Annotated in this window: 15 protein-coding genes and 1 tRNA gene; 11 read left to right on the top strand and 5 right to left on the bottom strand. The window is 41.4% G+C overall.

All coding sequences use genetic code 11. The annotated features are described in order from the left end of the window. Positions 1–77: 77 nt before the first annotated feature. From K1I97_RS09150 to K1I97_RS09125, 6 genes are all read left to right on the top strand, one after another. Positions 78–416, top strand: coding sequence for a zinc ribbon domain-containing protein YjdM (locus K1I97_RS09150; RefSeq protein ID WP_001061599.1), 339 nt, complete (start codon positions 78–80; stop codon positions 414–416). 2 nt (positions 417–418) lie between these two features. After that, positions 419–1,042 carry a Pr6Pr family membrane protein gene (locus K1I97_RS09145; RefSeq protein ID WP_000775204.1) on the top strand — a complete coding sequence of 208 codons (624 nt, stop codon included), beginning with the start codon at positions 419–421 and terminating at the stop codon, positions 1,040–1,042. A 112-nt stretch (positions 1,043–1,154) separates the two neighbouring features. Continuing rightward, positions 1,155–2,306: an MFS transporter gene (locus K1I97_RS09140; protein WP_223332246.1), complete on the top strand. Its 1,152-nt coding sequence runs from the start codon at positions 1,155–1,157 to the stop codon at positions 2,304–2,306. 99 nt (positions 2,307–2,405) lie between these two features. Continuing rightward, the gene (truA, locus tag K1I97_RS09135) at positions 2,406–3,155 is read left to right on the top strand and encodes a tRNA pseudouridine(38-40) synthase TruA (protein ID WP_223332245.1); all 750 of its coding nucleotides are present in this window, start codon (positions 2,406–2,408) and stop codon (positions 3,153–3,155) included. Further along, positions 3,145–3,918 carry a bifunctional hydroxymethylpyrimidine kinase/phosphomethylpyrimidine kinase gene (locus tag K1I97_RS09130; RefSeq protein ID WP_223332244.1) on the top strand — a complete coding sequence of 258 codons (774 nt, stop codon included), beginning with the start codon at positions 3,145–3,147 and terminating at the stop codon, positions 3,916–3,918. The genes truA and K1I97_RS09130 overlap by 11 nt, the downstream gene beginning before the upstream one ends. Then, positions 3,896–4,357, top strand: a complete 462-nt coding sequence (locus K1I97_RS09125; RefSeq protein ID WP_223332243.1) for an ECF transporter S component — start codon at positions 3,896–3,898, stop codon at positions 4,355–4,357. Before K1I97_RS09130 ends, K1I97_RS09125 begins: the two co-directional genes overlap by 23 nt. Before the next feature lie 40 nt (positions 4,358–4,397). Here the strand turns inward: K1I97_RS09125 and K1I97_RS09120 are convergent, their stop codons facing one another. The 5 genes from K1I97_RS09120 to K1I97_RS09100 form a co-directional block, all read right to left on the bottom strand. Next, on the bottom strand, positions 4,398–5,480 hold the full coding sequence (locus K1I97_RS09120; RefSeq protein WP_223332242.1) for a M24 family metallopeptidase: 1,083 nt from the start codon (positions 5,478–5,480) through the stop codon (positions 4,398–4,400). Between the two features lie 127 nt (positions 5,481–5,607). Next, positions 5,608–6,390 (bottom strand): lipid II isoglutaminyl synthase subunit GatD, encoded by a 783-nt coding sequence (gene gatD / locus K1I97_RS09115; protein WP_125413446.1) that lies wholly within the window; start codon positions 6,388–6,390, stop codon positions 5,608–5,610. Then, on the bottom strand, positions 6,390–7,733 hold the full coding sequence (murT, locus tag K1I97_RS09110; RefSeq protein ID WP_223332241.1) for a lipid II isoglutaminyl synthase subunit MurT: 1,344 nt from the start codon (positions 7,731–7,733) through the stop codon (positions 6,390–6,392). Before murT ends, gatD begins: the two co-directional genes overlap by 1 nt. 296 nt (positions 7,734–8,029) lie before the next feature. Next, positions 8,030–8,785: a hypothetical protein gene (locus K1I97_RS09105; protein ID WP_095726185.1), complete on the bottom strand. Its 756-nt coding sequence runs from the start codon at positions 8,783–8,785 to the stop codon at positions 8,030–8,032. Between the two features lie 603 nt (positions 8,786–9,388). After that, positions 9,389–10,705: an FAD-containing oxidoreductase gene (locus K1I97_RS09100; protein WP_223332240.1), complete on the bottom strand. Its 1,317-nt coding sequence runs from the start codon at positions 10,703–10,705 to the stop codon at positions 9,389–9,391. Between the two features lie 338 nt (positions 10,706–11,043). Here K1I97_RS09100 and K1I97_RS09095 point away from each other — a divergent pair, with 338 nt between their 5' ends. The 5 genes from K1I97_RS09095 (at position 11,044) to K1I97_RS09075 (ending at position 21,356) form a co-directional block, all read left to right on the top strand. Beyond that, positions 11,044–12,618, top strand: a complete 1,575-nt coding sequence (locus K1I97_RS09095) for a DEAD/DEAH box helicase (RefSeq protein ID WP_223332239.1) — start codon at positions 11,044–11,046, stop codon at positions 12,616–12,618. 282 nt (positions 12,619–12,900) lie between these two features. Further along, complete coding sequence (codY, locus tag K1I97_RS09090) at positions 12,901–13,689, top strand: GTP-sensing pleiotropic transcriptional regulator CodY (protein ID WP_061453377.1); 789 nt, start codon at positions 12,901–12,903, stop codon at positions 13,687–13,689. Further along, positions 13,689–14,264, top strand: a complete 576-nt coding sequence (locus K1I97_RS09085) for a cysteine hydrolase family protein (protein WP_223332238.1) — start codon at positions 13,689–13,691, stop codon at positions 14,262–14,264. The genes codY and K1I97_RS09085 overlap by 1 nt, the downstream gene beginning before the upstream one ends. A gap of 80 nt (positions 14,265–14,344) precedes the next feature. Then, positions 14,345–14,430 (top strand) — tRNA-Leu (locus tag K1I97_RS09080). A 500-nt stretch (positions 14,431–14,930) separates the two neighbouring features. Further along, on the top strand, positions 14,931–21,356 hold the full coding sequence (locus K1I97_RS09075) for a SpGH101 family endo-alpha-N-acetylgalactosaminidase (RefSeq protein ID WP_223332237.1): 6,426 nt from the start codon (positions 14,931–14,933) through the stop codon (positions 21,354–21,356). Positions 21,357–21,620 lie beyond the last annotated feature (264 nt).

Below are 21,620 nucleotides of genomic sequence, written 5' to 3'. Positions count from 1 at the left end.
TAGGATTTTACGGTATAATAGTTGCTGTTCAATAATATATGAATTTTAAAGAATAATTGATATTTTAAGGAGGACTTATGAACAACTTACCAAATTGCCCAAAATGTAATTCAGAATATGTCTACGAAGACGGAAGTCTTTTGGTCTGCCCAGAGTGTGCCTATGAATGGAACCCTGCTGAAGTTGCAGAAGTAGAAGAAGGTCTTGTTGCTATCGATGCCAATGGAAATAAATTGGCTGATGGTGATACTGTAACCCTCATCAAGGACTTGAAAGTAAAAGGTGCGCCAAAGGATTTGAAACAAGGAACTCGTGTTAAAAATATCCGTATCGTAGAAGGTGACCACAATATTGATTGTAAGATTGATGGTTTTGGAGCTATGAAACTCAAGTCAGAGTTTGTTAAGAAAATCTAGCCATGAAACTGAATTACAAATTTATCTTTTATAGTCGTGTGCTCTTGTTCTTAGCGGCATTTACAGGAGTTTATTTAGAGATTACCAAGCACGGTGGCTTTGGAATGCTCCTGTACTACACAGTATTGTCCAATCTTTTGGTAACGATTTTCACAGGCTATCTGCTCCGTGTGATGAGCCGTTCAGGTGAAAATTGGCAAAGTCCGACCTTGCTTCGTCTCAAGGGTGGTGTTACCATGAGTATCATGATTACCTGTGTGATTTACCATTTTATGCTTGCTCCGATTGCGACAGACTTTTACCGAGTGGAAAATTTCCTTTGCCACTATATCGTTCCACTCTGGTTTTTAGCCGACACCCTCTTCTTTGATAAACGGGGTCAATACAAAATCTGGGATCCAGTCTTGTGGACCATCTTGCCCTTGGTTTATATGATTTTTGCCTTGTTTAACGGCCTGGTCTTAAAACTCAATATTCCGAATTCCAAGGACAATCCCTTCCCTTATTTCTTTTTAAATGTGAACAAGGGTTGGGACGTGGTTATCAAATGGTGTTTGATCATTTTTGCGGCCTATATGGTTGCAGGCTTTATCTTTTACCTGATCAAGCAAATCAAGCGAAAATAGTCTTCCTATTAGGAAAGTTAGAACGGAGTCTCTAGTTCAATCGGGCTCCTTCTTTTCTTGCCATCTTCCTTTTAAAAGGATCAACAGTGAGAAATATATAGAAAGAAAATTCATGAAACAATATTTAGAACGGGCTAGTATCTTGGCCCTCTCCCTCGTTTTGATTACCTCCTTTTCCATATCAAGTGCTCTGCCAGCCATGTTTGACTACTATCAAGGCTATCCCAAAGAACAAATTGAGCTTCTCGTTAGTCTTCCTTCTTTTGGAATTATGATCATGCTGGTCTTAAATGGTGTTTTGGAGCGTTTGTTTCCTGAGCGCCTTCAGATTAGTCTAGGGCTTCTCATCCTCTCTATCGGTGGAACAGCTCCCTTCTGGTATCAGGATTACAACTTTGTCTTTGCGATGCGAATTTTATTTGGCTTGGGCGTTGGAATGATCAATGCCAAGGCCATTTCCATCATCAGTGAACGCTATCATGGAAAGACACGGATTCAGATGCTGGGTCTCCGCGGATCAGCAGAAGTTGTCGGGGCATCGATTTTGACTCTAGTGGTTGGTCAACTCTTATCCTTGGGATGGACAGTGACTTTCTTGGCTTATAGCGCTGGATTTTTAGTTTTGATCCTTTATTTGCTCTTTGTCCCTTATGGGAAAGAAAAAAAAGAAGTCAAGAAAAGAGAGGCCGAAACGACTCGTTTGACAGGAAAGATGAAAGGCTTGATTTTTCTATTGGCTATCGAAGCAGCAGTTGTTGTCTGCACCAATACAGCTATCACCATTCGTATTCCTAGTCTGATGGTGGAAAGAGGTCTAGGGGATGCCCAGTTATCGAGCTTGGTTTTAAGTATCATGCAGTTGATTGGTATCTTGGCAGGTGTGAGTTTTTCTTTCTTTATCTCTCTGTTTAAAGAAAGGTTGCTCCTTTGGTCAGGTATCACCTTTGGATTGGGGCAAATTGTGATTGCCTTGTCTCCGTCATTGGGTGTGATGGTAGTTGGAAGTGTTGTGGCAGGTTTTTCTTACAGTGTGGCCTTGACCACTGTCTTTCAACTTCTTTCTGAAAGAATCCCAGCCAAGCTCCTTAATCAGGCAACATCTTTTGCAGTGCTAGGATGCAGCTTTGGAGCCTTTACGACACCTTTCATTCTTGGGGCGATTGGCTTGGTGACTCAAAACGGTATGTTGGTCTTCACCATTTTAGGATGTTGGTTGATTGTCACTTCTATCTTTGTTATGTACGCACTTCAAAAGAAAGCTTAGGATTAATTTCCTAAGTTTTTCTTTCTAGGAATTTTGTACCCAGACAATTATTGGTTTTTAAACTTGTTTACACTTTTATTTCCTGATAAAATAGAAGTTATGACAAGATATAAAGCAATCATTTCCTATGATGGTTATGCCTTTGCTGGTTTTCAGCGCCAGCCTCATGCGCGGAGCGTTCAAGAGGAAATCGAAAAAACCTTAACGAGACTCAATAAGGGGCAAGCCATCACTGTTCACGGTGCTGGTAGGACGGATAGTGGGGTCCATGCTCTGGGACAGGTCATTCATTTTGATCTGACCTATCAGATGGATGAGGAAAAACTCCGTTTTGCTCTGGATACCCAGTCACCAGAAGATATCGATGTGATTTCGATTGAGATTGTGGCGGATGATTTTCATTGCCGTTATGTAAAACATAGCAAGACCTATGAGTTTATAGTAGATAGGGGGCGTCCTAAAAATCCGATGCGACGTCACTATGCCACTCACTTTCCTTATCCGCTCGACGTGGAGCGGATGCAGGAGGCTGTCAAGAAATTAGAAGGAACCCATGATTTCACAGGGTTTACAGCGTCTGGAACCAGTGTAGAGGACAAGGTTCGGACCATTACAGAAGCCAGTCTTAGTGTTGATGAGACAGGGCAGTTTTTGACCTTTACCTTTTCAGGGAATGGTTTCTTGTATAAGCAGATTCGCAATATGGTGGGGACGCTACTCAAAATCGGAAATAATCGAATGCCAGTTGAGCAGATTGACTTGATTTTGGAGAAGAAGGACAGGCAGCTAGCAGGTCCAACGGCGGCACCAAATGGTTTGTATTTGAAGGAGATTCGTTATGAAGAATAATCGTATTTTAGCCCTTTCTGGGAATGATATTTTTAGTGGTGGTGGTTTGTCAGCTGATCTTGCCACCTATACCTTAAACGGCTTGCATGGCTTTGTAGCTGTCACTTGTTTGACGGCCTTGACAGAAAAGGGCTTTGAAGTCTTCCCTACGGATGATACTATTTTCCAACATGAGTTGAATAGCTTACGTGATGTCGAGTTTGCAGGGATTAAGATTGGCCTTCTTCCTACTGTCAGTGTGGCTGAGAAGGCCTTGGACTTTATCAAGCAACGTCCAGGAGTGCCTGTGGTATTGGATCCTGTCTTGGTCTGCAAGGAAACGCACGATGTAGCTGTCAGTGAACTCTGTCAAGAGTTGATTCGCTTTTTCCCTCATGTCAGTGTGATTACGCCAAATCTTCCTGAAGCAGAATTATTGGCTGGTCAGGAAATTAAAACATTGGAAGACATGAAAGCTGCAGCGCAGAAATTGCATGATTTAGGAGCGCCGGCAGTTATTATCAAGGGAGGCAATCGCCTCAGTCAGGACAAGGCAGTGGATGTCTTTTATGATGGACAAACTTTCACTGTTCTAGAAAACCCAGTCATTCAAGGCCAAAATGCTGGTGCAGGATGTACCTTTGCCTCAAGCATCGCCAGTCACTTGGTTAAAGGGGATGAACTTTTACCAGCAGTAGAGAGCTCGAAAGCTTTCGTTTATCGTGCTATTGCACAAGCAGATCAATATGGAGTAAGACAATATGAAGCAAACCAAAACAACTAAAATCGCCCTAGTATCTCTTTTGACAGCCCTTTCTGTGGTTCTAGGTTATTTCTTAAAAATCCCGACACCAACAGGTATTCTAACTCTCTTAGATGCGGGTATCTTCTTTGCGGCCTTCTACTTTGGTAGTAAAGAGGGAGCTGTCGTTGGAGGTCTAGCAGGTTTCTTGATTGACCTCTTATCAGGCTACCCTCAGTGGATGTTCTTTAGCTTGATCAACCATGGCTTGCAGGGATTTTTCGCAGGATTTAAAGGGAAATCTCAGTGGCTAGGACTTATCTTGGCAACGATTGTCATGGTAGGGGGCTACGCCTTGGGTTCAACTTTGATGAATGGCTGGGCAGCAGCCCTACCAGAAATCTTACCAAACTTCCTGCAAAACACCTTGGGGATGGTTGTGGGATTTGTAGTCTTTCAGAGCGTCAAGAAGATAAAATAAAAAAGTCAGCTTCAATAGCTGACTTTTTGCTTGTCTAGGTTTAATCAAAATAAAGCAAATCTTTGCTGGTGCTTGTAAAGAGGTCAAAACCATCCTTAGTGACGACACCGCAGTCTTCGATACGGACACCGACTTTACCAGGGATATAGATACCTGGTTCAACAGAGAAGCACATGCCTTCTTCGATGACCATGTCATTTCCTTCCATGATAGATGGGAATTCGTGGACATCCATACCGATACCGTGACCGAGACGGTGGTTAAAGTATTCTCCATAACCAGCTTTTTCGATGACCTCACGGGCAGCGCGGTCCACTTCATGTGCAGTCACACCTGGCTTGATGAAGTCAAGGGCAGCTTGTTGGGCTTCAAGTGTCAAGTTGTAGATATCTTTTTTGAATTGATCTGGTTTACCGACAGCGACCGTACGAGTCATATCTGAGGCGTAGCCATTAACCATGACACCGAGGTCAAAGAGGAGAAGGGCGTCCTTTTCAACTTTGTTTGCACCAGGAATTCCATGTGGATTTGCAGCGTTATCGCCAGTCAAGACCATGGTATCAAAGCTCATTTCATAGCCTTCACCTTTCATGGCAAAGTCGATTTGGGCAATGATATCTGTCTCAGTTTTATCAAGAGAAATATTGTCAAAACCAACTTTTACAGCTTTATCAGCATAGAGACCTGCAACCATCATTTTTTGCACTTCGTCAGCTGATTTGATGAGGCGCATGCGTTGGATGCGAGGAGTGAGGTTTTCAAACTCAGCAGTTTCAAAAACAGTTTTCAAACCATGGTATTTGGTCAAGATGAGATTGTCAAACTCAACAGCGACACGTTTGAAGTCAAGTTGAGGCAAAGCGTTTTTGATTTTTTGCCATGGATTTTCAGAATCCACATAGCCTACAACTGGGAAAGAGACAGTGCTGCTTGCACGTTCAATCTCAAGGGCTGGGACAAAGAGGAGAGGTTCCTGATCCGCTAGAATAAAGAGGAACATTTGGCGTTCATGAGGGTCACTGTAAAAACCAGTGAGGTAATTGATAGTGACGGGGTCAGATACGACAGCGACGTCTAGTTTTTCTGATTCAAGATATGTTAGGATTTGTTGTAATTTAGACATATGCTACCTTCTTTCTACCCCTCTATTTTGGCAAAAAAAGAGAGAAAATGCAAGGGAGAAGGGTAAAAGAACAGGCAAAAAGAACTCCGACAAGATAGGGGAGTTCTTTGATATGGTTTTCCTTGGTTTAAGAAAAGTCTGCCTTGCTTTTCACGTCGCTGTATTCTTCAGCGATTTCTTGACTGAGAATGTCTTCATAGGCAGGGAGTTGGATATCCTGACCGTATTTTTTCTTGAGGGCAGTAGTGACTAGGCGATAAGCTAGATTGGCATTACGAGAGAGGATAGGTCCGTGGAAGTAGGAACCAAAGACATTCTTATAATGAACCCCTTCGCCGACCTTTTCCTCGTTGTTTCCATTTCCATAGACCACCTGTCCCAGCGGTTTTTGGTCATCTGAGAGGAAGGTACGGCCCTGGTGATTTTCAAAGCCATAGTAGGTTTCATCGAAATCTTCATTGTGAATTTTGATATCACCGATAAAGCGGTTATTGGTCTGGTTGAGGGTGTAGTGGCCCATGACACCGAGCCCTTCGATACGTTTGCCTGAAGCCTCAACATAATATTGCCCCAAAAGTTGAAAACCACCACAGATGGCTAGAACTACTCCGTCGTTTTGGATGTAGTTGTCAATGCTCTCTTTTTTAGCAGGAAGGTCGCCTGCGATGATACTTTGTTCAAAGTCTTGACCACCACCGAAAAAGGCGATGTCGTAGTGATTTTCGTCAAAGTCATCATGGAGAGAAACGATATCAACTGTTACATGAGCTCCCAGTTTTTCAGCCACATACTTGAGCATGAGGATGTTGCCGTTGTCTCCGTAGGTATTCATGAGGTTTCCATAGAGGTGGGCGATGTTGAGCTGATAAGGGTAGTTGCCAGCTTTTGAGGAAAGTGAAGTATAAACCATTAGTTCATCTCCTTTCTAACAATCTGACGACTAGCCAGCAGTTCACGGAATTCCAGCATGGCAGTATAGGTTGCTAGGATATAGGCATGCTTGCAGTCTTGGTTCTCAATGGTTTTGAGAACTTGCTCCAGACTGCTTGTCTCAGTGATTTTCTCAGCTGGATAGCCAGTCACTCGAAGACGGCGTGCGATTTCAGAATGACGAACACCGCCAGCGTTGATTTCAGGAATATCCATGTCAGTGATTTGTTCAAAGTCAGCATCCCAGATCCAGCTAGTATCAATCCCATCAGCATAGTTGGCGTTGAGAAGGACAGAAAGGCTAAATGGATAAGGAGCTAGTTTGATCATCTCGATAGCTTGGGTAGCGCCAACAGGATTTTTAATCAAGACAAGGATGCATTCCTTATCACCGATATGGAAGGTTTCCTGGCGTCCAAAGACAGCGCGGCTCTTGTCAAATCCTTGCTTGATCCGTTGCGAATCTGCACCGAGGAAACGGGCAATAGCAACCGCAGCAAGAGCGTTATAGATATTATAGAGTCCACCGATTTGGATGCCGTATTCTTGGCCGTCAATGACAAAGCGAGAGCGATTGTTAGTCAATTCAACCAAGTCGGTCAGACAGTAGTCCAAGTCAGGACGTTTGCAGCCACAATTTTCACAGATATAGGCCCCCAAGTTGGCATAGGTATTGTGCTCATATTTGAGGATGCCTTGACAGTCAGGGCAGAGAATCCCTTCGGTATTGTAGTGAGCCAGTTTGGCAGGTCCTTTTTCCAAATCAAAACCAAAATACTGTACAGGATTTGGAATAGCTGGCTTGTAGAAAAGTGGACTGTCACCATTGAGGAGAACAGTAGCCGTAGGCACCTTACGAATGGCATCCAAAATCATGTTATAAGTTGTGTAAATTTCACCGTAGCGGTCCATCTGGTCACGGAAGATATTAGTGATGACAAAAAGACTAGGATGGATGTAGTCACAGATACGAGATAGACTGGCCTCGTCAATTTCTAGGACTGCAATATTTTTTCCAGTTTTTGAAGATTTTGCAGTCAAGAAGGTTGTCGTAATCCCCGTAATCATGTTGGCACCACTAGGATTGGTCAGAACCTGACCATAGACCTCTTTTAAAATACCGACAGTGAGGGCAGTTGTCAGGGTTTTCCCGTTGGTTCCAGTGACCACGACAATCTCGTAGTTCTTAGCTAGATGTTGTAAAATATCTTTATCAAATTGAAGGGCAAGTTTTCCTGGGAGCGTACTTCCACGGCCAAGACGGCTCAAAACGAAGTGGGAAGAACGCCCAGCAAGAAGGCCAAAAGTAGTTTTTAATTTCATGTTTCTATTATATCATACTGCGCCCAGCAGTCCAATAACTAAAGTAACCTCTAAGATCAACTAAAGAAGTAACCTTAGAAGTGCTTTTTAGGTTCTGATTAAACCAAACCAATCAAATACAATATCTTTGGATTTGATAACTTTGGCAACTTTAAGAAATAAATCTTTCTCACTCTGAATATAAGAAAGGAGAGGACATTGATTATCCTCTACAGGTTTTAAAATTTCATTAATCCATTATAGTTGACAAAGATACCTAGCTTTTGGGATTTAGATCATTTTTTGGAAAGTCTCTTTTATAATAAATTACGAATTTTTTCTTTTATAAATGCGTTAAGAGGATAGTGTTTATCAAGATATTCTAGGAGTGCCTGAGCAGATTCAGAAATTCGTTCGTAACCTTGCAAAAAGTGAGGCAATTGTTTGGCCTCGTTTGGATAACCTTTTTCAAATCTTCTGTTGCTGTTAAAAATATCTATAAAATCAGATTTAGAAGTTTTTTCCAAATTGATTAGTTCGGTCCAAAGCTTGACGGATCTGTTTTGGATGAAATCATAAGCAGCCAATTTTTCCCCTCGTTGATAGCGACCTAGTCCTATATATAGGTTGCATAAAATTTCTCCCAACAGCCATTCGCGGTCTCTATTTTCTTTTGATGGCAATCTTTGTGGCCGGCAGATTGTTTCATCAAAACCGACCTCCTTCCAGATAATCTTGCCTTCAGCGAAGGGAATGTTTACTAGTTCATGAGCTTCAAAGACAGCAAATTCACAAAAAACATCATCTTCAAATAGAACTTTATGTCCGTCCACTGTATTTTGGTAGTGAAATGCAATTGGTTCTAGATTACTTAACCAAGTTAGATCCTGGATATAGGCCTGCTTGTAGCCATCTTTTACAATAACAAAAAAATCCAAATCTGAGTATTGATCCAATCGGTCTCTTTCTACTCCGCAAGAACCAAGTGCCAGCAAAGCTAGTGCTTGTCTAGAATCTTTTAGAGACTGACCAATATCATCTAGTCTTTGTAACAGTAATTCTGTTTTATTCATAATCGTTACCTCATTATTTCTTGTTTACAGACATTATATCGTTAATGTTTTCGAAAGTCAATTTCATCCCATACCAAATATATACTAATGTAATATGGGATTTCTTTCGATATTTTTTACAATGATAAAGTTTAAACATTTTGCAGGGTATTGCTCATATTATCAAGAATGAAGAAATTTGAAGTATCCTTTGATTGATTAGAAAGTAATTCTTATCTTTAAAAAGATTAAATGATTTGGAAAATATTTGAGAAGAAAAAATATATCGACTTAGCCATCAATTTGCAAACGGTAAAACCTTTCCACAAACGATGAAAATAAACATACGACCCGCGCAAAGAGTGGATAATTTACTAATTAGGCATGAAACAATCATTGAAAAATATACTTTTTAAATTACCCATAAAACGATGAGCTGAAGCGAGTTATTCAAAGTCATATGTATTGCTGATATTTGAAAGAGTGACCTGAGACTCAATATATAATTAGGACTGCTAAGTAAAGTTTGGATATTATATCATAAAAGAGGGAAAAGATAGATTTGAGATTTCGCAGAAACAAAAACAGCCCGATGAGGGCTGTGAGATACCAAGAAGTCTCAACTTAAATCGCAAACAAGTCATTCAAGTTCTCAGCCAAGGTTGGGTGAGTGAAGATTTGTTTTGTAAAGTAAGTGTAAGGAATCTTGTTGTCCATTGCAACAGTGATGATGTTGATGATTTCTTGAGAGCCTTCTGAGAAGATGCTTGCTCCAAGAATTTCTTTTGTTTCAGTGTTAACAACAGCTTTGAAGGCACCACGAAGGTCTCCATTTACGTGACCACGAGGCATTGCTGCAACAGGGATTTCCTTGACAGCGTATGGGAGTTTCAAATCAGCTGCTTGGCTTTCCGTCAAACCAACTTGTGAAAGTGCAGGTGTGATGAACATGGTATTTGGCACATTGAGACGGTCTTCAAGTGTGTAGCTGCCATCTCCAACAAGGTAGCTGTAGACAACGCGGAAGTCATCAAGTGAAATGTAGGTAAATTGAAGTCCACCGTTGACATCTCCAACTGCAAAGACACCAGGAACGTTTGTTTGACAGTGTTTGTCGACCTTGATAGCACCACGCTCAGTTAGTTCAATATCCGTATTCTCAAGTTGAAGTGGTTCGACATTTGGTTTACGTCCAGTTGCGTAGAGAAGAGCATCGAAACGGTAAGTTTCGTTTTCAGTTACGACGAGAACTTGGTCACCGTCGTTTTTGATTTCAGTAGTACGGATGTTTTGAAGTAATTCAATGCCGTCTTCTTCCATGTATTGTTTAGCAAGAGCTGCGATGGAAGGTTCTGCACGAGGTAGGAAAGTATCCAAGGCATCTAGGACTGTGACCTTGCTGCCGAGTTTGTTGTAGAGACCTGCAAATTCAAGACCGATATTTCCTCCACCAAGGACACCAAGTTTTTCAGGCAATTTGTCCAAGTTTTGGATACCTGTTGAGTCAAAGACATTCTTACTTGTAGCAAGTCCAGGGATTGGCAAGACGTTTGAAACGGCACCGGTATTGATGACGATAGTTTCAGCAGTCAGTTCTTGTTTTTCATCACCAGCTTGGATTTCGATGACTTTATTTGAAAGGAAGTGAGCTTCCGCATCAAAGATATCCACACCTGTACCAGCAACAGTAGCATAGTTTTTACCGTTGAGGCGACTAGTGATAGTATTTTTGGTAGCAATGACTTCTTCAAAAGACAAGTCTTTCTCAGCAGCAACTAGCAAAGTTTTAGTTGGGATACATCCGATGTTGATACAAGTTCCACCGTACATAGCTTTGCTACGTTCAACGAGGGCAACTTTTTTGCCAGCTGAAGCCAATTTACCAGCTAATGTTTTCCCAGCTTTACCAAATCCAATAACGATTAAATCATATGTTAACATTTATAGTCCTCCTATTCGATTTTCATTCTAGCATAAGAAAACACTTTTTGCACAAATCTGCTACGGGAAATGATTTCCGGTCAAAAAGTCTATCAAAAACTTCTATAATTCTAATTCAATAGATAATAAATCGTTTACATAATTTTCCTAATGGATTCTACTATCTTTTGCTTCTCTCTTGTGTTATACTAGATAGGTTGCAAAGAAACTAGTACTTTTCTTTCGTGGAAAAGAAGCAACACGGTATCTCTTTTTTGTAGAAGATGCGTCATGAAAAGAAAAGTATAAACTAAAGCCCTATAGGGTGGCTTCGCACCACCTTTAGAAAGAAGAATAACGTGAAATTTAATGAATTTAACTTGTCTGCTGAATTGCTAGCAGAGATTGAAAAAGCTGGATTTGTAGAAGCCAGTCCCATCCAAGAACAGACCATTCCATTGGCTCTCGAAGGAAAAGACGTTATCGGTCAAGCTCAGACTGGTACAGGAAAAACTGCAGCCTTTGGCTTGCCAACCCTTGAAAAAATCCGTACAGAAGAAGCGACCATCCAAGCCTTGGTCATCGCTCCAACCCGTGAACTCGCTGTTCAAAGCCAAGAAGAACTCTTCCGATTTGGCCGTAGCAAGGGAGTGAAAGTTCGCTCAGTTTACGGTGGTTCAAGCATTGAAAAACAAATCAAAGCCCTTAAATCGGGTGCCCATATCGTGGTAGGAACACCAGGCCGTCTCTTGGACTTGATCAAACGTAAGGCTTTGAAATTACAAGACATTGAAACCCTCATCCTTGACGAAGCGGATGAAATGCTTAATATGGGCTTCCTTGAAGACATCGAAGCCATCATTTCACGTGTCCCTGAAAATCGTCAAACCTTGCTCTTTTCAGCAACCATGCCAGATGCTATCAAACGTATCGGTGTTCAGTTTATGAAAGAACCTGAGCATGTGAAGATTGCTGCTAAGGAATTGACAACAGAACTGGTGGACCAATACTATATTCGTGTCAAAGAACAAGAAAAATTCGACACCATGACCCGTCTCATGGATGTGGAACAACCAGAACTCGCTATCGTGTTTGGTCGTACCAAACGCCGTGTGGATGAGTTGACTCGTGGACTTAAAATCCGTGGCTTCCGTGCAGAAGGCATTCATGGTGATTTGGACCAAAACAAACGTCTTCGTGTCCTACGTGATTTTAAAAATGGGAATCTTGATGTTCTAGTTGCGACAGACGTAGCAGCGCGTGGCTTGGATATTTCAGGTGTGACTCATGTCTATAACTACGATATTCCACAAGATCCTGAAAGCTATGTTCACCGTATCGGTCGTACAGGTCGTGCTGGTAAGTCAGGTCAGTCCATTACCTTTGTTTCTCCAAATGAAATGGGTTATCTCCAAATCATCGAAAACTTGACCAAGAAACGTATGAAAGGCTTGAAACCAGCGACAGCAGAAGAAGCCTTCCAAGCTAAAAAGCAAGTGGCGCTCAAGAAAATCGAACGTGATTTCGCAGATGAAGCAATCCGTGGGAACTTTGAGAAGTTTGCTAAAGATGCTCGTAAGTTGGCTGCAGAATTCAGTCCAGAAGAATTGGCTATGTATATCTTGAGTCTGACTGTCCAAGATCCTGACAGTCTTCCGGAAGTTGAGATTGCACGTGAAAAACCACTACCATTTAAACCATCAGGTAATGGCTTCGGTGGAAAAGCTAAGGGAGGTCGTGGAGGCCGTCGTGGGGAGGATCGTCGAGACCGTGATCGCCGTGGCAATGGTCGTCGTGATGAGTTCAAGAAAGGTAGTCGTGGAAATGACCGTTTTGATAAGGAAAAACGATATCGTAAGGATAATAAAAAACCACGCAACACTTCAAGCGAAAAGAAAACAGGCTTTGTTATCCGTAACAAAGGAGATAAATAGGAAAAAGCGATTCACAATGTGAATCGCTTTTATATATAAGGAGACCAAGGGGAAAAGAAGATGGATAATAGTAAAGGAAAGGTGAGATGGGAAGGGATCCTTAATTCATCTTCTTATAATGTTATAATATCAAAAAGATGAAGTCTTGTCAATGAAAAATAATGATTTTTTCTAAAATATTTTTGCTGTTCAAAATTGCAATTAAATAAGCAATTTTCAGATAATTATTGAAATAAAGACTTTTCTATGTTATAATGGAAACGATTATATGCGAGGTAAAAAATGGCACATTTATTAGAAAAGACAAGAAAAATTACATCAATTTTAAAACGCTCAGAAGAGCAAATGCAGGATGAACTTCCATACAATGCCATTACACGTCAACTAGCAGACATTATTGATTGCAATGCCTGCATTGTCAATAGCAAGGGGCGTCTCTTGGGCTACTTTATGCGCTATAAAACCAATACAGATCGTGTAGAGCAGTTTTTCCAAACTAAGACTTTCCCAGATGACTATGTTCAAGGGGCAAACATGATCTACGATACGGAGGCCAATCTTCCTGTTGAACATGATTTGACCATTTTCCCTGTAGAGAGCCGTGCGGACTTTCCAGATGGTTTGACGACCATAGCTCCCATTCATGTATCAGGGATTCGCCTAGGTTCGTTGATTATTTGGCGCAATGATAAGAAGTTTGAAGATGAAGATTTGATCCTTGTTGAGATTGCGAGCACGGTGGTAGGGATTCAACTGTTGAACTTCCAACGTGAAGAGGATGAAAAGAATATTCGCCGTCGTACGGCTGTTACCATGGCGGTCAATACCCTTTCCTATTCAGAACTGCGTGCCGTATCAGCTATTTTAGCTGAATTGGATGGAAATGAAGGACAGTTGACTGCATCAGTTATTGCAGACCGTATTGGCATTACACGCTCAGTAATCGTCAATGCGCTTCGTAAATTGGAGTCGGCGGGAATTATTGAGAGTCGTTCACTCGGAATGAAGGGGACTTATCTCAAAGTTTTAATTGGTGATATTTTTGAGGAAGTGAAAAAGAGGGACTACTAATGACAAAGGCTTTAATCTCGATTGACTATACAGAGGATTTCGTAGCAGACTATGGAAAGCTAACTGCTGGAGCACCCGCTCAAGCAATATCAAAAGCCATTGATCAGGTAACCAGATTAGCTTTTGATCGTGGAGACTATGTTTTCTTCACCATTGATGCTCATGAGGAAGGGGATGATTTTCATCCTGAGAGTAAACTTTTCCCACCTCACAACATCATTGGAACTAGTGGTCGCAACTTGTATGGAAAACTAGCCGATTTTTACCAAGCCCATGCTTCTGATAGTCGTGTCTTTTGGATGGACAAGCGTCACTATTCAGCGTTTTCAGGAACAGACCTAGATATTCGTTTGCGGGAACGTCGGGTTGATACAGTCATTTTGACCGGTGTACTGACTGACATTTGCGTTCTTCATACGGCTATTGATGCCTATAATTTAGGTTATCAAATCGATATTGTCAAGCCTGCGGTTGCCTCTATCTGGCCAGAAAATCATCAGTTTGCTCTTGGGCATTTTAAGAACACGTTAGGAGCCAAATTGCTGGATGAAAATCTTGCTGAAATTCAAGAATAATCCCCTTGAAAAAATGAAAAAAATCTGAAAAAAGTGTTGACAAAGACTTTGAAAGTTGATATACTAGTAAAGTAATCGACGCGGGGATGGCGGAATTGGCAGACGCGCAGGACTAAGGATCCTGTGACCGCTTTAGGTCGTGAGGGTTCAAGTCCCTCTCTCCGCATAGGATAAGAGTTAGCTTTGGCTGGCTCTTTTTTGATTCTTTATCAATTGTAGTGGACTGATGCTAGCCAAGATCTGGAGAGGACAATTGCTGTCCTCTCTGTTTTATGTTTAGAGTGATAAAAATCAGTTTCTTAAACTGGTCAAAGTTCGAGAAAATAAAGACCTTGTGCTGAATCAGTTTAGTAGTATGATAACAAAATAGACTTCATAATATCTGTGAGGATGTTTGCTACAAATATCGTGAAATTACTCCTAAAAAGAAGAGAATTCCATTCTGATTATTTTTATCTTTTATTCAGCAGGGTATGTAATGTCAATTTTTTGATTATACTTTTACTAATTTTACCTATTAAGCTATTGATTTTTTAAGTTGTTTTTGATATATTAAATTGGAATAGAAAATATTTGTTTAGGAAGTAGTGTTTAAAAATGGAGGAGGTTATTTTTTTATAGAAATATGCAAACGCTTACTTTCTGAGCTAGGAGGAACAAAAATTTATGAACAAAGAATCATTTGAAAAACGTTGCAAATATAGTATTCGGAAATTTTCATTAGGTGTTGCTTCTGTTATGATTGGAGCTGCATTCTTTGGGACAAGTACAGTTCTTGCAGACAGTACGCAGTCTGGCTCCACGGCGAATTTACCAGCGGATTTAGCTACTGCTCTTGCAACAGCAAAAGAGAATGATGGGCGTGATTTTGAAGCGCCTAAGGCGGGAGAAGATCAAGGTTCTCCAGAAGTTACGGATGGACCTAAGACAGAAGAAGAACTATTAGCACTTGAAAAAGAAAAATCAGCTAGTTCAGATAAGTTGCCGGAAGGCTTAGGGGGCAAATTAGATAAGGCTGAAGATAAAGGGAAAGAAGTTGATAAGGATCAATTAGCTAAAGATACTGGGAATCTCGTTCCAGAAGATGTAGCTAAAACCAAGAATGGTGAATTAAACTACGGAGCAACTGTCAAAATCAAGACACCATCAGGTGAAGGAAGTGGGATAGTCATTGGCGAAAATCTGGTTTTAACTGTTTCCCATAACTTCATAAAAGATGTCCCAGATGGTAATAATCGTAAGGTCGTTGACAATGATAATGGTGATGGGGATATCTATAGCATCTCTTATCCAGGCTTACCAGATGTTAAATTTAGTAAAAAAGACATTATTCACTGGGATCGTGAAGGTTTCCTAAAAGGATACAAGAATGATTTAGCCCTTGTTCGATTGCGAACAGTTCTGGAAAATACGCCTGTTGAAGTAACTAAAAAGCCAGTTGTTAAGAAAATCGGAGATAAACTCCATGTCTTTGGTTATCCAGAAGGGAAATTGAATCCGATTGTCAACACTACAGTTGATTTTGCAGAACCATATGGAGAAGGTGTTCAAGGGATCGGTTATCAAGGAGGAAAACCAGGTGCTAGCGGTGGCGGTGTCTTTGACACAGAAGGCAAACTAGTCGGTGTTCATCAAAATGGAGTTGTTGGTCAACGTAGTGGTGGCATTCTCTTCTCACCTGCCCAATTGAAATGGATCCAAGATCACATGAAGGGAATTTCAAGTGTCAAACCTGCAGACTTGGAAGAGAAAGAAAAACCAGCCGAAGACAAACCAAAAGAGGACAAACCAGCTGCTAAACCTGAAACACCTGAAACACCTGAAAAAGTAACAGCTGAATGGCAAACAGTAGAGAAAAAAGAACAACAGGGAACAGTCACTATCCGAGAAGAAAAAGGTGTCCGCTACAACCAACTATCCTCAACTGCTCAAAATGATAACGCAGGCAAACCAGCCCTGTTTGAAAAGAAGGGCTTGACCGTTGATGCCAATGGAAATGCGACTGTCGATTTAACCTTCAAAGAAGATTCTGAAAAGGGCAAATCACGCTTTGGTGTCTTCCTGAAATTTAAAGATACCAATAATAATGTTTTTGTCGGTTATGACAAGGATGGCTGGTTCTGGGAGTATAAATCTCCAACAACTAGCACTTGGTATAGAGGTAGTCGTGTCGCTGCCCCTGAAACAGGATCAACCAACCGTCTATCAATTACCCTCAAGTCAGATGGTCAGCTCAATGCAACGAATAATGATGTGAAGCTCTTTGATACAGTAACTCTACCAGCTGCGGTCAATGACCATCTTAAAAATGAGAAGAAAATTCTTCTCAAGGCGGGTTCTTATGGCGATGAGCGAACAGTTGTTAGTGTTAAAACTGATAACCAAGAGGGTGTAAAAACAGAGGATACTCCTGCTGAAAAAGAAACAGGTCCTGAAGTTGATGATAGCAAGGTGACTTATGACACTATTCAGTCTAAGGTCCTCAAAGCAGTGATTGACCAAGCCTTCCCACGTATTAAAGAATACAGTTTGAACGGGCATACCTTGCCAGGACAAGTCCAACAATTCAATAAAGTATTTATCAACAAACACGAAGTCACACCGGAAGTTACTTACAAAAAAATCAACGAGACAACTGCAGAATACTTGATGAAGCTTCGCGATGATGCTAATCTTATCAATGCAGAAATGACAGTTCGTCTGCAAGTTGTGGATAATCAGTTGCACTTTGATGTGACCAAGATTGTCAACCATAATCAAGTTACTCCAGGTCAAAAGATTGATGATGAAAGAAAACTGCTTTCTTCCATTAGTTTCCTTGGCAATGCTTTAGTATCTGTTTCAAGTGACCAAGCTGGTGCTAAGTTTGACGGGGCAACCATGTCAAACAATACCCATGTCAGCGGAGATGATCATATCGATGTAACCAATCCAATGAAAGATTTGGCCAAGGGTTACATGTATGGATTTGTTTCTACAGATAAGCTTGCTGCAGGTGTTTGGAGTAACTCTCAAAACAGCTACGGTGGAGGTTCTTATGACTGGACCCGCTTGACAGCCTACAAAGAAACAGTCGGAAATGCCAACTATGTCGGAATTCATAGTTCTGAATGGCAATGGGAAAAAGCTTATAAGGGCATTGTCTTCCCAGAATATACGAAGGAACTTCCAAGTGCCAAGGTTGTTATCACCGAAGATGCCAATGCGGATAACAAAGTCGATTGGCAAGATGGAGCCATTGCTTACCGTAGTATCATGAACAACCCTCAAGGTTGGGAAAAAGTCAAGGATATCACTGCTTACCGTATCGCGATGAACTTTGGTTCTCAAGCACAAAACCCATTCCTTATGACTTTGGATGGTATCAAGAAAATCAATCTTCACACAGATGGTCTAGGACAAGGTGTTCTCCTTAAAGGATATGGTAGCGAAGGCCATGACTCTGGTCACTTGAACTATGCTGATATTGGTAAACGTATTGGTGGTGTTGAAGACTTCAAGACCTTGATTGCAAAAGCGAAGAAATATGGAGCTCATCTAGGTATCCACGTTAACGCTTCTGAAACCTATCCTGAGTCTAAGTACTTTAATGAAAAAATTCTCCGTAAGAATCCAGATGGAAGCTACAGCTACGGCTGGAACTGGCTAGACCAAGGTATCAACATTGATGCTGCTTATGACCTAGCACATGGACGCTTGGCTCGTTGGGAAGATTTGAAGAAAAAACTTGGTGACGGTCTCGACTTTATCTATGTAGACGTTTGGGGTAATGGTCAATCAGGTGATAACGGTGCCTGGGCTACCCACGTTCTTGCTAAAGAAATCAATAAACAAGGCTGGCGCTTTGCAATCGAGTGGGGCCATGGTGGTGAGTACGACTCTACCTTCCATCACTGGGCAGCTGACTTGACCTACGGTGGCTACACCAATAAAGGTATCAACAGTGCCATCACCCGCTTTATCCGTAATCACCAAAAAGATGCTTGGGTAGGGGACTATAGAAGTTATGGTGGTGCAGCAGATTATCCACTTCTAGGTGGCTACAGCATGAAAGACTTTGAAGGCTGGCAAGGAAGAAGTGATTACAATGGCTATGTAACCAACTTGTTTGCCCATGACTTGATGACCAAGTATTTCCAACACTTCACTGTAAGCAAATGGGAAAATGGCACACCAGTGACCATGTCTGATAACGGTAGCACTTATAAATGGACTCCAGAAATGCGAGTGGAATTGGTAGATGCTGATAAGAATAAAGTAGTTGTGACTCGTAAGTCAAATGATGTCAATAGCCCACAATACCGTGAACGTACGGTAACGCTCAACGGACGTGTCATCCAAGATGGTTCAGCTTACTTGACTCCTTGGAACTGGGATGCAAATGGTAAGAAACTTCCTACTGATAAGGAAAAGATGTACTACTTCAATACGCAAGCTGGTGCAACAACTTGGACACTTCCGAGCGATTGGGCAAATAGCAAGGTTTACCTTTACAAGCTAACTGACCAAGGTAAGACAGAAGAGCAAGAACTAACTGTAAAAGACGGCAAGATTACACTAGACCTTCTAGCAAATCAACCATATGTTCTCTACCGCTCAAAACAAACCAATCCTGAAATGTCATGGAGCGAAGGCATGCACATCTATGACCAAGGATTTAACAGTGGAACCTTGAAACACTGGACCATTTCTGGTGATGCTTCTAAGGCAGAAATTGTCAAATCACAAGGCGCAAATGAAATGCTTCGTATCCAAGGTAATAAGAGTAAGGTCAGTCTTACTCAGAAACTGACTGGCTTGAAACCAAATACCAAGTATGCGGTTTATGTTGGTGTCGATAACCGTAGTAATGCTAAGGCAAGTATCACAGTGAATACTGGTGAAAAAGAAGTGACTACTTATACCAATAAGTCACTCGCTCTCAACTATATCAAAGCATATGCTCATAACAATCGTCGTGACAATGCTACAGTTGACGATACAAGTTACTTCCAAAACATGTATGCCTTCTTTACAACAGGATCTGATGTATCAAATGTTACTCTGACTTTGAGTCGTGAAGCTGGTGATGAAGCAACTTACTTTGATGAAATTCGTACCTTTGAAAACAATTCAAGCATGTACGGAGACAAGCATGATACAGGTCAAGGAACCTTCAAACAAGACTTTGAAAATGTAGCTCAAGGGATCTTCCCATTTGTAGTGGGCGGTGTCGAAGGTGTCGAAGACAACCGCACTCACTTGTCTGAAAAACACGATCCATATACACAGCGTGGTTGGAATGGTAAGAAAGTCGATGATGTTATCGAAGGAAATTGGTCATTGAAGACAAATGGACTAGTGAGCCGTCGTAACTTGGTTTACCAAACCATTCCACAAAACTTCCGTTTTGAAGCTGGTAAAACTTATCGTGTAACTTTTGAATACGAAGCAGGATCAGACAATACCTACGCCTTTGTAGTTGGTAAGGGAGAATTCCAGTCAGGTCGTCGTGGTAGTCAAGAAAGCAACTTGGAAATGCATGAATTGCCAAATACTTGGACGGATTCTAAGAAAGCCAAGAAGGTAACCTTCCTCGTGACTGGTGCAGAAACAGGCGATACTTGGGTAGGTATCTACTCAACAGGCAACGCAAGCAATACTCGTGGTGATTCTGGTGGAAATGCCAACTTCCGTGGTTACAATGACTTCATGATGGATAATCTTCAAATCGAAGAAATTACCCTAACAGGTAAGATGTTGGCAGAAAATGCTTTGAAGAACTACTTGCCAACGGTTGCCATGACCAACTATACCAAAGAATCTATGGATGCCTTGAAAGAAGCGGTCTTTAATCTCAGTCAGGCAGATGATGATATCAGTGTCGAAGAAGCACGTGCAGAGATTGCCAAGATTGAAGCCTTGAAGAATGCTTTGGTTCAAAAGAAAACAGCCTTGGTAGCAGAAGACTTTGAAAGTCTCAATGCCCCTGCCCAAGCTGGTGAAGGCTTAGAAAATGCCTTTGATGGCAATGTATCTAGCCTATGGCATACATCATGGGGTGGAGGAGATGTCGGAAAACCTGCAACCATGGTATTGAAAGAACCTACTGAAATCACAGGACTTCGTTATGTACCACGTGGTTCAGGTTCAAACGGTAACTTGAGAGATGTGAAACTGGTTGTAACAGATGAGTCTGGCAAGGAGCACACCTTCACTGCAACGGACTGGCCTGATAATAATAAGCCGAAAGATATTAACTTTGGTAAGACAATCAAGGCTAAGAAAATTGTCCTTACTGGTACCAAGACTTACGGAGATGGTGGCGATAAATACCAATCTGCAGCGGAACTCATCTTTACTCGTCCACAGGTAGCAGAAACACCGCTTGACTTGTCAGGATATGAAGCAGCTTTAGCTAAGGCTCAAAAATTGACAGACAAAGAAAATCAAGAGGAAGTAGCTGGAGTTCAGGCGAGCATGAAATATGCGATGGATAACCATCTCTTGACGGAAAGAATGGTGAAATACTTTACAGATTATCTCGATCAATTAAAAGATTCTGCTCAAAAACCTGATGCACCGACAAGCAGTAAGGGTGAAGAGCAACCACCAGTTCTTGAAGTACCAGAGTTCAAAGGCGGTGTCAATGCAGCAGAAGCAGCTGTACATGAAGTCCCTGAGTTCAAGGGAGGAGTCAATGCAGCAGAAGCAGCTGTACATGAAGTCCCAGAGTTCAAAGGCGGTGTCAATGCAGCAGAAGCAGCTGTACATGAAGTCTCAGAGTTCAAGGGAGGAGTCAATGCGGTTGAAGCCTTGGTAAGTGAAGTTCCAGAATATACTGGTGGCGTCAATGGAGTTGAGTCAGCCGTACATGAAAAACCAGAGTACACAGGCCCGCTAGGTACAGCAGGTGATGAACCAGCACCAACTGTTGAGAAACCGGAATATCAACTCGCTTCTAGTTCAGTAGTAGATGTTCAAGCCTCAGAAGCTAAAGATGTCGAAAACCTTCCGTCTACAGGGGAACAAAACTCAACTGCTTTAGCTTTGTTCGGTGGTCTTGGTTTAATTTTCTCGGCTGCTTTCATCAGAAACAGAAAGAGAAAATAACTTTTAGGATTTTGTACTGACTTCAAAAAGTTAGACAAATAATTATTTAAAGGACTTAGTTCTATATTGCACAGGACTAGGTCCTTTAAAGTAGGTTACCATAGGGGAGAAGAATCTAAAACTACTTTGGAAAAATATGTTGGGATTGTCAATTTCATCATTTTTACAATATGCTCTTTTTTGAAATCGTTGTTTAATCTTTTAGTATTTAAGTGAGTGCAGTTCGAAGCTAGTAATTTTCCTCCTTTCTTTTTTTGTGCTATA

It is taken from the genome of Streptococcus oralis, assembly GCF_019929345.1.
Taxonomy (GTDB): domain Bacteria; phylum Bacillota; class Bacilli; order Lactobacillales; family Streptococcaceae; genus Streptococcus.
This window is presented reverse-complemented; position numbering and strand designations above follow the sequence as displayed.

Bases quoted from the DNA above. Each gene is read 5' to 3' on its own strand.
- truA (WP_223332245.1), top strand. From the start codon at position 2,406: ATGACAAGATATAAAGCAATCATTTCCTATGATGGTTATGCCTTTGCT.
- K1I97_RS09100 (WP_223332240.1), bottom strand. From the start codon at position 10,705: ATGTTAACATATGATTTAATCGTTATTGGATTTGGTAAAGCTGGGAAA.
- K1I97_RS09150 (WP_001061599.1), top strand. From the start codon at position 78: ATGAACAACTTACCAAATTGCCCAAAATGTAATTCAGAATATGTCTAC.
- murT (WP_223332241.1), bottom strand. From the start codon at position 7,733: ATGAAATTAAAAACTACTTTTGGCCTTCTTGCTGGGCGTTCTTCCCAC.
- K1I97_RS09120 (WP_223332242.1), bottom strand. From the start codon at position 5,480: ATGTCTAAATTACAACAAATCCTAACATATCTTGAATCAGAAAAACTA.
- K1I97_RS09145 (WP_000775204.1), top strand. From the start codon at position 419: ATGAAACTGAATTACAAATTTATCTTTTATAGTCGTGTGCTCTTGTTC.
- K1I97_RS09130 (WP_223332244.1), top strand. From the start codon at position 3,145: ATGAAGAATAATCGTATTTTAGCCCTTTCTGGGAATGATATTTTTAGT.
- K1I97_RS09140 (WP_223332246.1), top strand. From the start codon at position 1,155: ATGAAACAATATTTAGAACGGGCTAGTATCTTGGCCCTCTCCCTCGTT.
- K1I97_RS09125 (WP_223332243.1), top strand. From the start codon at position 3,896: ATGAAGCAAACCAAAACAACTAAAATCGCCCTAGTATCTCTTTTGACA.
- K1I97_RS09105 (WP_095726185.1), bottom strand. From the start codon at position 8,785: ATGAATAAAACAGAATTACTGTTACAAAGACTAGATGATATTGGTCAG.
- codY (WP_061453377.1), top strand. From the start codon at position 12,901: ATGGCACATTTATTAGAAAAGACAAGAAAAATTACATCAATTTTAAAA.
- gatD (WP_125413446.1), bottom strand. From the start codon at position 6,390: ATGGTTTATACTTCACTTTCCTCAAAAGCTGGCAACTACCCTTATCAG.
- K1I97_RS09085 (WP_223332238.1), top strand. From the start codon at position 13,689: ATGACAAAGGCTTTAATCTCGATTGACTATACAGAGGATTTCGTAGCA.
- K1I97_RS09075 (WP_223332237.1), top strand. From the start codon at position 14,931: ATGAACAAAGAATCATTTGAAAAACGTTGCAAATATAGTATTCGGAAA.